The sequence below is a fragment of the Cupriavidus sp. 01L415 genome, assembly GCF_056400065.1.
Genome location: NZ_JBFTSP010000002.1, coordinates 369392 through 381908 on the forward strand (window position 1 = coordinate 369392; position 12517 = coordinate 381908).

Here is a 12517-nt window from a genome sequence, read left to right on the forward strand (position 1 = left end):
CAAGAACGCATCAGCAAATCCTGCATTCCTGTATAATCTGCTTTTGCGCCTAGAGGATTTGCTATGCGTCTTGTCCAGAAAGCACTCACATTCGATGACGTGCTGCTCGTCCCGGCCTATTCGGCCGTCCTGCCTCGGGATGTTTCCCTCCGCACCCGCCTGACCCGTTCGATCGAACTGAATATTCCGCTGGTTTCCGCCGCCATGGATACCGTGACGGAAGCGCGCCTTGCTATTTCCATGGCACAGGCCGGCGGGATCGGCATCATCCACAAGAATCTGAAGCCCGCCGACCAGGCGCGCGAAGTGGCGCGCGTGAAGCGCTATGAATCGGGTGTGCTGCGTGATCCGATCACCATTTCGCCGGAAATGAAAGTGCGCGATGTGATCGCCCTGTCGCAGCAGCACGGTATTTCGGGTTTCCCGGTGCTGGAAGGCAAGACTGTCGTCGGCATCATCACCAACCGCGACCTGCGTTTCGAGGAAGAACTCGACGCCCCGGTGCGCGCCAAGATGACGCCGCGCGATAAGCTGGTGACCGTGGCCGAAGGCGCGCCGCTGGAAGAAGCCAAGCGCCTGATGAATCGCCACCGCCTGGAGCGTGTGCTGGTGGTGAACAACGCGTTCGAGCTGCGCGGGCTGATCACCGTCAAGGATATCCAGAAGGCTGTCGACAATCCGCTGGCCAGCAAGGACGACCACGGCCAGCTGCGCGTTGGCGCCGCCGTTGGCGTTGGCCCGGACAACGACGAGCGTGTGGAACTGCTGGTCAAGGCCGGCGTGGACGTGGTTGTGGTGGATACCGCGCACGGCCATAGCCAGGGCGTCCTGGACCGCGTGCGCTGGGTCAAGCAGAATTTCCCGCATGTGCAGGTCGTGGGTGGCAACATTGCCACCGGCGCCGCCGCGCTGGCGCTGGTCGAACATGGCGCCGACGGCGTCAAGGTCGGCATCGGCCCGGGCTCCATCTGCACCACGCGTATCGTGGCCGGCGTGGGCGTTCCCCAGATCACCGCCGTGTCCAACGTGGCCGAAGCCCTCAAGGGCACCGGCGTGCCGCTGATCGCCGATGGTGGCGTTCGTTATTCCGGCGATGTGGCCAAGGCCCTGGCGGCCGGCGCACACACCGTGATGATGGGCGGCATGTTCTCGGGCACCGAGGAAGCGCCCGGCGAAGTATTCCTGTATCAGGGTCGTTCGTTCAAGAGCTACCGCGGCATGGGTTCCGTGGGCGCGATGAAGGACGGCGCCGCGGACCGTTACTTCCAGGAAGACAACACGGCCAACGTCGACAAGCTGGTGCCGGAAGGCATCGAAGGCCGCGTTCCCTACAAGGGCTCGGTCATGGCGATCATCCACCAGCTGACCGGTGGCATCCGTGCCTCGATGGGCTACTGCGGCAGCAGCTCGATTGCCAACTGGCACGAGTCCGCCGAGTTTGTCCAGATCACCGCCGCGGGCATGCGCGAGTCGCACGTCCACGATGTGCAGATCACCAAGGAAGCGCCGAACTACCATATCGACTGATCCCGATATGGCCCGCCCGGGAAGGGCAACACGGCCGCGCTGGCTCCGTCGAGGTTGACGGGGTCGCGCGGCCGCGCCGCAAGAGGAGCGCCCATGAAAGTATTGTTGCGAGCCGTGTTGTTTTTCGACGCCTTGCTCGACTTGCTGCTCGGCATCCTGCTGCTGATGTCGCCGTTCACCACGCTGTACGCCGCGCTGCAATTGCCGCAGCCCCAGCCGGCCCTGTTCGGGCAGCTGCTGGGCGTGGCGATGATTGGTTTTTCCTGGTTGCTGTTCCAGGCTACCGTCAACGGGCAATTGACCGTGACCGTGGCGCGGACCGCAGGCAAGGTGAACCTGGCCAGTGCCGTGCTGATCGCCGCATGGACGATGTTCCTGGACATGCCCGTGCAGGGCGCCGGCAAGATCTGGCTGCTGACACTGGCAGCGGTGCTGATCGTCTTCGCCGTCGTGCAACTGCCGGCCGCCAAGAAGGTGCGTCTGCGCGAACGCGAGCTGCAGGCCGAACGCGAAGCGGAACGAAAGGCGGGACGGGACGTCCGTCCGGCCGATGTGTCTCCCCCCGAAAACGAACCCGGCGGCGCCAGCCAGGCACGCCAGAAGCCATTCCCCGAATACCGGCGCGAGCCGGTCATCACGCCGCCGCCCGGCTACGGCCCGGGCACCGAGGTGATGCCCGAACCCGAACCGGAAGCACCGCCAAACGCCAATCATGCACGACAAAATCCTCATTCTTGATTTCGGCTCGCAGGTCACGCAGCTGATCGCCCGTCGCGTTCGCGAGGCGCACGTCTACTGCGAGATCCATCCCAACGACGTTTCCGACGACTTCGTGCGGGAGTTCGCGCCGAAGGGCGTGATTCTGTCCGGCAGCCACGCCAGCACCTATGAAGACCACCAGCTCCGCGCCCCGCAGGCGGTGTGGGACCTGGGCGTGCCGGTGCTGGGCATCTGCTACGGCATGCAGACGATGGCCGTGCAGCTGGGCGGCAAGGTGGAGTGGAGCGACCATCGCGAATTCGGCTATGCCGAGGTGCGCGCCCACGGCCATACGAAGCTGCTGAACGGCATCGAGGACTTTTCCACCGCCGAAGGCCACGGCATGCTCAAGGTCTGGATGAGCCACGGTGACAAGGTCGCCGAGCTGCCGCCGGGCTTCAAGCTGCTGGCATCGACGCCAAGCTGCCCGATCGCGGGCATGGCCGACGAGTCGCGCGGCTACTACGCCGTGCAGTTCCACCCGGAAGTCACGCATACGGCCAAGGGCCGCGAGATGATCGAGCGCTTCGTGCTCGAGATCTGCGGCACCAAGGCCGACTGGGTGATGCGCGACCACATCGCCGAAGCGGTGGCCAGGATTCGCGAACAAGTCGGCGACGAAGAGGTGATTCTCGGCTTGTCCGGCGGCGTGGATTCTTCCGTGGCCGCGGCGCTGATCCACCGCGCCATCGGCGACCAGCTGACCTGCGTGTTTGTCGATCACGGCCTGCTGCGCCTGGACGAAGGCAAGATGGTCATGGAGATGTTTGCCGGCCGCCTGCACGCCAAGGTCGTCCACATCGATGCCTCCGGGCAGTTCCTGGGCCATCTGGCCGGCGTGACCGATCCCGAGCAGAAGCGCAAGATCATCGGCCGCGAATTCGTCGAGGTGTTCCAGGCCGAGGCGAAGAAGCTGACCAACGCCAAGTGGCTGGCGCAGGGCACGATCTACCCGGACGTGGTGGAATCGGGCGGCACCAAGACCAAGAAGGCGACCACGATCAAGAGCCACCACAACGTGGGCGGCCTGCCGGAAACGCTGGGCCTGAAGCTGCTGGAACCGCTGCGCGACCTGTTCAAGGACGAAGTGCGCGAGCTGGGCGTGGCATTGGGCCTGCCGCCCGAGATGGTCTACCGTCACCCGTTCCCGGGCCCGGGCCTGGGCGTGCGGATCCTGGGCGAGGTCAAGCGCGACTACGCCGACCTGCTGCGCCGTGCCGACGCCATCTTCATCGAGGAACTGCGCAAGACGATCGCCACCGAGCAGGACGCCGCCGCTGGCCTGTGCGAGCCGCAGCAGGTGGGCAAGAGCTGGTACGACCTGACCAGCCAGGCATTTGCCGTGTTCCTGCCGGTGAAGTCGGTCGGCGTGATGGGTGATGGCCGCACGTACGACTATGTGGTGGCGCTGCGCGCGGTGCAGACGACGGACTTCATGACGGCGCACTGGGCGCATCTCCCGTACTCGCTGCTGGGCCGTTGCTCGAATCGCATTATCAACGAAGTGCGTGGCCTGAATCGGGTCGTGTACGACGTTTCGGGCAAGCCGCCCGCGACGATCGAGTGGGAGTGACGTTAAAAGCACATATAGTTATGCATTCAGGGCGCCTTCGAGGCGCCTTGTTTTTTTGCTGCTTGCTTTTCGTGCGGCCGTGGAAGCCGGTTGTGTCGAGTGCTCTCCATTTCCGCTTTAGCTCTAAGTGATTGCATTGAGCGGTTGTCCCGGCGAGCGATACGAGACTGGGTCGCAGAGCAGCGAAAATGCCTATAGCCGAATAATCGGCCTTTGGGGGTATCCATTTAACCGGAGTCGTGCTGCCTCCACGGCCGGTTCTGCCGAGGGCGCTCCAAGCCTGGAGGATGCCCGTGGGGCACTTGGCTTTGGGCCTTTTCGTCCGCGCGAGGTCCTGGTAGCGCACTGGGTCATGTGCAACGGCGAGTTCCAGGACTCTGTAGAACAGCATCCCGCGGCTAAGTGAGCGGCGGCGGTTGAAGCGGAACACAAACTCATTGAGGTAGCTGGGCAAGTGCGCGGCGTCTACCGCTCCCTGGTGGGTGCCGAGCAGCCAGCGTTTTGCCAGGGACGCGATCCGATGCGCCTGGCAGCAGCGCGCCCGGGTCTTCGCCACGCGCGCTGGCTGCCCGCTGGCTGCGACGGTCATGGATGTAGCCTTTCTTCTCCAATCCTCGGTAGCTCTGCCAAGCATCGGTGATCACTGTTGCCCCCGGCTCGACATTCGTCGACACGAAGGCCAGCAGCGACCGGCAGCGGCCGAATCCCTTGGGCTCGATGAGCTCGACCGCGACACACGTCAGGACCTTCTTCCCTTGGGCGCGCCCTCCAGGTAACCCGGGATCGAACCCGCCGATGTACGTTTGCTCCAGCTCTACCTTGCCGCGCATGAGTTCCCGATCGGGACGAACCAAGATGGATCGCTGCCGGTGCAGCATCGCCCAAGCCGTCTGGTACGAACCGATCTCCAAGGTGCGCTTCGGACTTAAAGCCGAGATTCCGTCTTTGCCGGAGGCGAAGTTCCAGCATGCGGCGAACCAGACCGTGAGCGGCGTGCGGGTTCGGTCGAAGATGGTTCCCGCCGTCACGGACGTGCGGCTGCCACAGTCCGTGCACATGAACCTCCCGTCTCCCAGGCGCCATTCACCAGCGTGGCCGCATTCCGGGCAGACGAACCCGGACGGCCATCGCAGCCACTCGAGGTAGTCCAAGCAGTCGGCGTCGGACTGGAACTACGTCTGGAACTTGCCGAAGGAACCGGGGTAGTGAATGCCTGCGCTCGGGCGCTTCATGGCGGTAGTATGCGCCGAGCTCCGGTTAAATGGATCGCGCTTATCGGCGTAATGGCTTTATTCGCTGCGCAGCGAATAATCGCCTTCATGAGCGAATCGACTGCAAACTTGCTTTGGCCTCGACCGGGAGGAGGGCATTGACGAGCTCTACAGCCACTAGAGAAGAAAGTCATTGACATTCGTCTTTAGCGGTCAGACCGCTATCGAACGCTGCTCGCGAACGATAGCGCGGCGAGGACGTCAGGTCGACGCGACTGCAGATCACAACCATGGACTTATTCACTTGGAATTTCGTCCCTGGATAAAGGTGGTAAGACTATGTCACGCTTTTCCAGGAGGCGTACCTCCAGCTCGAAAGCTGCCACTTCGCCTATGCCCAAGCTACGTCCGTTGGGGCTCCCTAAACGGTCATCCTGAGGTGATCGAGGCCACGTGTAGAGGCCAGGAGCCTACGGCCTGAACGACCATGAAGCGCTACTGGCGCTTGATGGTCCAGGGCGAGAATGGGTTCGCCTTATTCTTGTGCTGTGTCCACGTAGTTTTGCATACTCGGCATTCATACCCCTGTGCCAACCGGTGGCGCAGTGAGAATCGAGGCATCGAGCCCAGTTCCTGACACGGTAGATCTCCTTTGGCTCTCCCCGCTGTGTTTGTCCTTGCACATCTCTATTGCAAAAATCGAGATTCTACGCAGTTACCCGAAGAGTTAACAGGGGCGCCGCCCAGACCGTTGCGCGTAAACGTCAGGGCCCAGCCAGACGCCCGGATATATGCAACATGTATGGACGCCCCCGGTTTGTCAAACGATGCATTCAGCAATGGATAGAAGGTCGAGATTGCAGTCATGTATCCGGACTTGATGTCAGGCTCATGCCTGCCGTCCCTGATGGAATCCGCTGGTCGGCGCCTTATCAACGCTGCGAGCCTCGTGCTCGTGTTGCATATCAGGCTTCTGCCAACCACGGTCTGACCGTCTTGCCATCACTGTTTGATCGCCTGAGCAATCGATGGTCTGGAGATTTCTCTTGCGCGCGTTTTTATCGTTGAGTTCAGGCCTGCGCAGGCTGCCGCGCTGCGGTAGGGGCATACTCAGGACAGAAGTCTCGGTTCTGTGTCAGCAGCGCCCAGATGATTCTTGCATTCTTGTTTGCCAGCGCCACGGCAGCCACATTGACATTGCGTCGCGAGAGCAATGTTTGGAGCCAACCACTCGTCGCCCCTTTGGGCTTGGCCCTGTAGATTACCGCGCGAGCGCCATGGATGAGCAGCGTTCGCAAATATGTATCCCCTCGCTTGCTGATGCCGAGCAAGACGTTTTTGCCTCCGCTGGAGTTTTGTCGAGGCACAAGGCCAAGCCACGCCGCCAATTGGCGGCCGCTGGTGAAGTTCCGCGCGTTGCCTACGGTCGCTACCAGTGCACTGGCGGTAATCGGGCCGATTCCTGGAACTTGCGCCAGCTTGCGGCTCAACTCGTTATCCCGATGCCATGCCTCGATCTGCGCGCCAATTTCATCGGCCTGACGGTCCAGTTCCTTCAGATGCTCCAGCAGTCGCTGGATGAGCAGACGGAACGAGCCGGGCAACTCGTTGGTCGCGTCCTCGATCAACTCCGGGACCTGCCTGGCAATGTTCCCAATGCCCTGGGGAACAACCAACCCAAACTCAGCCAGCAATCCGCGGATCTGGTTGGCCTGCGAGGTACGCGCTTTCACGAAGCCCTGGCGCGCACGGTGCAGTGCCAGCACCGCTTGCTGCTCAACATTCTTGATCGGCACGAATCTCATGTTCGGTCGTGCTACCGCTTCGCAGATCGCCTCAGCATCGGCCGCATCGTTCTTGTTGGTCTTGACGTACGGTTTGACGAATTGCGGCGCCATCAGCCGCACCGTGTGCCCAAAGCTTTGCAGCTTACGGGCCCAGTGGTGCGCGCTGCCACACGCCTCCATCCCAATTACACTCGGCGGCAGAGTCGCAAAGAACTCGGCCACCTGGGCACGCTTGAGCTGCTTCCTCAACGTCGCTTTGCCAAGCTCATTCACACCGTGGATCTGAAACACATTCTTCGCCAAGTCGATGCCGATCGTCGTGACCTTCATGAGGGATGCTCCTGTTTGAGAGGTTGCCATGCTCACCAGTTTGGCACTCATGTACCTTCACGGGGAGGGGGCGTCCATCCCATTAACGCCCATTCGAACCCGGTTCAACAGTCGGCTTCACCTAAAAGGTATAGAGGAAGGACAATCTGTAGCGAAGAAGGTTTCGTAGAAACTTATTCATATCAACTTGAGTGAATTTAATATTAAGTGAACGTAAGAATTTTCACCGTACCATAGCTATCTTAGGCGTTGTGTTTCGGCAATCATTTATGCGACAATTCAGCCAGTCGCTGAACTGGCGACTCAGAGATAGATAACTATCGGGGAATGCGACATTTGCCGCGTAGCCGCGCGCCTGGGCATATTTCTCTTTCATCCGCATGGAGGGTAAGCAATGCCCGGAGATGCAAGCCCACACGCACCCGTATCTCGATACACCGTCGGAGCGGTACAGGAGGTGGTCGATGACGATCTGTCGATTTGAGAACACGATCGCCAAGCGCGCTCTGGCCCTCTATGGGTTGCGTCGCCGAATTGAGGCGTATGCACCTAGTGACGTTCCTACAGCCATGGCCGCCATCGAGGCAAGCAGGCAACAAGGTCACTGGATTGCCTTGATACTGTCCTATTCGCTGGGTGAATGGCTGGAGCCAGCGCTAGCTCGGCAAGCGAGAACTTCATCCGCACATAGCGATGAACCTCGCTTGACTGCTCTTGTGTTCGAGCGCGCGGAGACTGAGGCGGTGTGGCACCCGCCCGAAGTAGGCCAGGTGAGCCAAATCGTTTCCGCCTGCCCACGGATTAGTTTCGCGACATACAAACAAAGACTCGAAAAGATTCGGTGTTTGATCGAGGAAGGCAACGTCTATCAAGTCAACTATACATTTCCCATCGATGTCGAAATTGTGGGAGATCCAGTAGCTCTCTACCGGACTCTGATCAATCGCCATCCTGCCGCACACGCTGCGTATATCCGCATCGAAGGGCAGCATATATTGTCTTTTTCACCGGAGCTCTTTCTGTGTCGCAAAGATGGGAGGGTGACCAGTCGTCCGATGAAAGGCACAGCTCCGCGTTATGCTAACGCCATCCAAGATCAACGATCGGCTCGCGCCCTCCTGGCCAGTGTCAAGGATCGCGCCGAAAATGCGATGATTGTTGATCTTTTACGTAACGATCTGGGCAAGATTGCACGTGTTGGCTCGGTCACTGTTGAGAGGCTGTTCGAGTTGGAACGTTATCCGTCGATTTGGACTATGACGTCCACCATCAGCGCGGACATTGGCCAAACTTCGCTTCTGGACGTACTACGAGCATTGTTTCCGTGTGGCTCCATCACTGGCGCTCCTAAGATCGCGGCGATGCGCTACATCCATGAGCTGGAGGGTACGGATCGCGGCCTGTATTGTGGCAGCATCGGTTGGCTGGCGCCAAACGGAGACTTCTCGTTGAACGTTGCTATTCGCACGCTTTTACTCAACGACAAAGGGTCCGGAGTGTATGGAGTAGGTGGCGGCATTGTGCTCGACTCAGATCCGGAACTCGAGTGGCAGGAATGTCAATGGAAATCCCGGATATTGGAGGCAAACAATGCGCGCGCATGGACTAGAGACGCGCATGCCGCCGCCTGAGAGATCGGGCATATTCCCTAAGGTACAGCCTCGTTAGATCCAGAACTCCGGATCATACTGGTATTGGCTCAGTTGTGGATTGCAATCTACGATTGTTGTCCGCCATAGATGAATGCCAGCATCGATGTTGCCACCGGTCAGCCAGCGTAGAGTCTCCATGTCGGTGCGGTATTCCCGGGGGTATTCATACGCGAGGCATTTGCGTACCCCTTGCTCGGGCACTCCGTCGAACATTAGGGAGAAGAGACGATCGCGCGGCTCGAGATCGATGATCAGATGTATCCGATCCTCCTGAGAGAAGTTTGTTACCGCGTGTGCGCGCCATGTGTCGAAGACCCAGCCTGTACCAGCCGTCATGTGAAAGTCAGTTCGGTCTTCTCGCTTCAGGATGTTGTCATATTCCCACACGTGAAATAGTGCATTTGGATTTGTCACGACTGGAATGTGAACGCGTACCTTGTTGAACCAATTCGGGTGCAGGTCGCGATGTGGTTTTATAACTTCCCCAGCCCTTATCTTAGCCATTCGTGCGCGTTGAGGTGAGGCACCGAAAGAGTGAATTAGCTCCCTCGTGTAAGGCATTCGCTCTAGATGGCTTGTTGGCAAGAATGGCGGCAAAAGGGAATGATTCGGTGCCCCGCCACGAGCAAACAAGTCACCACCTGTACTCAATAGGGGGATCACATCATGTCCAGTGGAGTGAAATCCATGCCTGATCCATGGATTTCCCCCAAGGTCAGAAATTTCTTTCTGAATTATCGAAAAATGGATATTGACATTCACTGGCGGGGGCGGGATGGTGCGACAATCCAAACACCCCATGCTGGATGAAGGAAGCGGACGAATGGTCAATGGCGCTGCCCGGGGGCGTGGCGCAGATGAATGCGCAGACGATGTTGCCGTCCGCCCGTGTCCGGCAAGCGATCCCAAAGCCCGTCGTGTCCGCCACCGAGTCAACAATCTCAAGTTGCTCAATGCGGACGTGCTCCCGCCTTCCGGCCAGATCCATGTTCCCGTGGCCGAATTGCACACCCTGGCGGCACGTGACGATGCTGCCGCATGGCGCTCCGATCCGGATGGCACTCACGATCGTGTCGTTGCCAGAAACAACGAGACGGCGGATGCCGATGCCCGCCGGTGCTCCGCCCAGTGAGCAGCGAACATTCGTTTCGACGTACGCATGGCGCATGTCAAGCGCCTGCTCAAACTGGTGGGCGTCGGCGAGCAGCGAGCCTAGGGGACTCCCGTTGACTTCTACGCACACGAACGTCGGGTTCAGCGCGTTGATGATTTGTCGCGTGCCGAACGTGGTTGGGCCATAGAGCTTGCGATGGAAAAGGCCGGGCCGGGCGTACGGATTGGCGAAGTCGACGGTCCCCCTTACGCCCAACGATCCGTTGGATAGATAGAACAGAGACTCGTAGAAGGAATCCTCGTCCGCCGAGTAAGTCTGCCTCGTGATGCGCCAATCACTGCTCGCCGTCGGCAGCTCGAAGCCGGTAAATGTCATCTTTCGTCAGTGGTAGCGGGGCAGGGTTTTCAGGACAGATTCCAGCCGATTGAGTGTCTCTTGAATGTCCGCCGCGGTATGCGCTGCGGAAAGCGTTACGGGCTCCGGACAGGGTCCTAGCGGGAGAAGGAAGCCGAAGAGGTCGGCGTGGACACAGGCCATGTAGCACTTGACGTGATAGTCACGGTTCCACTTGGCGGTGACATCGCGGAAGTTCTGCGGCTGCCGGTCCAGCCCGATATGAACACCAATGCGGCCGCCTGCTCCTTGGACATAGACGGGTACCCCGTGTCGCGCGAAGATCTCGCGCGCCCCGTCGACGAAGATGTCCTGAAGTACCTGGACCGAGCGCCACGCCTCTTGTGCGACCATTGCTTCGATCGCATGCAGCGCGCCCAGGATCGAAAGTCTGCGGCCGGTATTGGTTCCGGCCATCTCCACGCCTCCCACGGGGCTGAGCACGTCCATATGTGACGACAGGCCGCAAAGCGCGGCCACCGGAAAGCCGCATCCTAGTGCCTTCCCGAGGCAAGTCAGGTCGGGTACAACGCCGAAGGCGCCCTGCGCCCCCGATGGACCGAGACGGAAGTTCGTGAGGATTTCGTCGAAGATGAGCAGCGATCCCTCGGCATCGCACTTCTCGCGCAGTAGCTTCAGAAAGCCCGGCCGCGGATAGACGCATCCGATGTTGAGCGACACGGGCTCGACGATGACGGCCGCGATTTCGCCTCGATTCTGCGCGAATGCACATTCGACGGCCGACGCATCATTGAAGGGTACGACCACAACCAAATTCCTCAGCGCGTCCTCGGGAAGGCCTCGGCTGCCGGCAACGGGTTCGATTGTTCCGCCAGCCATAGTTTCACCAAGCCTCGTGCCGCCATCCACACCGAACAGAAGGTAGTCATTGACTCCGTGGAAATGGCCCTCGAACTTGAGGATTTTTCTGCGTCCGGTGACGAACCTTGCAACACGGAGTGCGTGCAATGTTGCCTCTGTTCCGGAGTTTGCGAAGCGCGTCCGCTCGGCGCTTGGGATCAGGGTCGCGAGCCGCGCTGCCAGTCGTTCGTTATCAGACGTCTCGTACTGGAAGCCGAATCCGTCTTCGTTGGCCTCCTGCATCGCGGCGCGGGCAAACGGCGGGGTGTGGCCCAACAGGAGTGATCCCCAGCCCATGATCCAATCCAACATCTCCCGGCCGTCTTCGGTCCAGACCCTTGAACCGCGCGCGTGGGACACTTTTACCGGGCCGCTGCACCTGAAAGCGTTCCAGGCCGACATGACGTCACCAACGAGATGCGAGCCCGACGATCCAACAGAAGAAGTGGCTTCAGTGAGCATTGGCGGCTGTTGGTTGGTTCGCCCAGTGGCGCGGACGGGAGGTGAGGAACTCGCGGGTCTGTGCCAGGCTCGGTTCGATCATCCGCATCTCGTCGGGAAGGAACGAGGACTGGACAAGCTCTGAGGTGGCGCAGAACAACTCGAGGCCTGCTTCAACTCGGTCGGAAAGACTGGCCCCTGTGAGTCCGATTGCCGTCCTCAGGAGCGTGGGCCACTCGGCAGCCGCGCCCACGGCAGCCATGACGTCATCGACGACCGTGTTGTCGCCGCCTTCCAGGACCCTAAGGTGCAACTGAACAACCCGCAACATGCCCCAGGAGCAACCGTGGACGGCTTGTAGGAGCCTTCCTGAGTCCCCCAATTCGAGACCCGCGATGCCCTTGTGGACCTCTTCCAACCAAGCGATCAATTCTGCGGCCGCATCACGATGCGCGCTGTAGATCAGTTCGGGAGTCCAGTCGAAGTTGCGGGCCTTGTCCAGCAAGTCTTGCAGGAACCCGTCTCGGTCGATCAGGGGGACGGAGTAGGTAAGGGCAGTGAGATACCGGCAGGCGCTCTGCGGGTCGACAAGGACCGATGCCAACGTCTCGCGGGACTGAATCTTTAAGTTCACCAACCTGCCACAGTGCCGGAAGATCCGCTGTCCGCCGTCCTGTATGTCCGCAGAGCTGACAATAAGATCCACGTCGCTGTGCGGGGTCGCGTTACCCTTGGCAAAGCTGCCTGTCAGCAACAGGCCGACGGTGTCCTCGCCATAGTCGCGAATGCCGATCGTCTGGACTAGATCGCGCATGTCAAATGACTCATTCATTTCCTGCTTCCTGATATGGCCGTCGGCTGAATGCGGC

At 60.2% G+C, this 12517-nt stretch carries 9 protein-coding genes, 1 pseudogene and 1 riboswitch; of the genes and pseudogenes, 4 read left to right on the forward strand and 6 right to left on the reverse strand.

What is annotated here, in order from left to right:
• Nucleotides 1-63 precede the first annotated feature (63 nt).
• The 3 genes from guaB to guaA all read left to right on the forward strand — a co-directional run bounded on the left by guaB (nt 64) and on the right by guaA (nt 3859).
• Nucleotides 64-1527, forward strand: a complete 1464-nt coding sequence (gene guaB / locus AC1DOX_RS06965) for an IMP dehydrogenase (protein ID WP_441614789.1) — start codon at nt 64-66, stop codon at nt 1525-1527.
• A 93-nt stretch (nt 1528-1620) separates the two neighbouring features.
• Nucleotides 1621-2265, forward strand: a complete 645-nt coding sequence (locus tag AC1DOX_RS06970) for a hypothetical protein (RefSeq protein ID WP_441614787.1) — start codon at nt 1621-1623, stop codon at nt 2263-2265.
• Entirely contained in the window at nt 2240-3859 is a 1620-nt protein-coding gene (gene guaA / locus AC1DOX_RS06975; protein WP_441614785.1) for a glutamine-hydrolyzing GMP synthase, read from the forward strand. Before AC1DOX_RS06970 ends, guaA begins: the two co-directional genes overlap by 26 nt.
• A gap of 322 nt (nt 3860-4181) precedes the next feature.
• Here guaA and AC1DOX_RS06980 read toward each other — a convergent pair.
• A pseudogene (locus AC1DOX_RS06980) lies at nt 4182-5091 on the reverse strand (IS1595 family transposase); the annotation flags it as partial.
• A 1049-nt stretch (nt 5092-6140) separates the two neighbouring features.
• The gene (locus AC1DOX_RS06985; protein ID WP_441614783.1) at nt 6141-7187 is read right to left on the reverse strand and encodes an IS110 family RNA-guided transposase; all 1047 of its coding nucleotides are present in this window, start codon (nt 7185-7187) and stop codon (nt 6141-6143) included.
• Nucleotides 7188-7468: 281 nt separating this feature from the next.
• A riboswitch (ZMP/ZTP riboswitch) is annotated at nt 7469-7555 on the forward strand.
• A gap of 96 nt (nt 7556-7651) precedes the next feature.
• Here AC1DOX_RS06985 and AC1DOX_RS06990 point away from each other — a divergent pair.
• On the forward strand, nt 7652-8818 hold the full coding sequence (locus AC1DOX_RS06990) for an aminodeoxychorismate synthase component I (protein WP_441614781.1): 1167 nt from the start codon (nt 7652-7654) through the stop codon (nt 8816-8818).
• 33 nt (nt 8819-8851) lie between these two features.
• On the opposite strand, the gene AC1DOX_RS06995 is transcribed toward AC1DOX_RS06990, so the two are convergent.
• The 4 genes from AC1DOX_RS06995 to AC1DOX_RS07010 are packed head-to-tail and all read right to left on the reverse strand — an operon-like array spanning nt 8852 to nt 12480.
• Nucleotides 8852-9640: an aspartyl/asparaginyl beta-hydroxylase domain-containing protein gene (locus AC1DOX_RS06995; RefSeq protein WP_441615055.1), complete on the reverse strand. Its 789-nt coding sequence runs from the start codon at nt 9638-9640 to the stop codon at nt 8852-8854.
• Nucleotides 9555-10328, reverse strand: a complete 774-nt coding sequence (locus tag AC1DOX_RS07000) for a hypothetical protein (protein ID WP_441614779.1) — start codon at nt 10326-10328, stop codon at nt 9555-9557. The genes AC1DOX_RS06995 and AC1DOX_RS07000 overlap by 86 nt, the downstream gene beginning before the upstream one ends.
• 6 nt (nt 10329-10334) lie before the next feature.
• Complete coding sequence (locus tag AC1DOX_RS07005) at nt 10335-11669, reverse strand: aspartate aminotransferase family protein (protein ID WP_441614777.1); 1335 nt, start codon at nt 11667-11669, stop codon at nt 10335-10337.
• Nucleotides 11659-12480: a nucleotidyltransferase domain-containing protein gene (locus AC1DOX_RS07010; protein WP_441614775.1), complete on the reverse strand. Its 822-nt coding sequence runs from the start codon at nt 12478-12480 to the stop codon at nt 11659-11661. The genes AC1DOX_RS07005 and AC1DOX_RS07010 overlap by 11 nt, the downstream gene beginning before the upstream one ends.
• Nucleotides 12481-12517 lie beyond the last annotated feature (37 nt).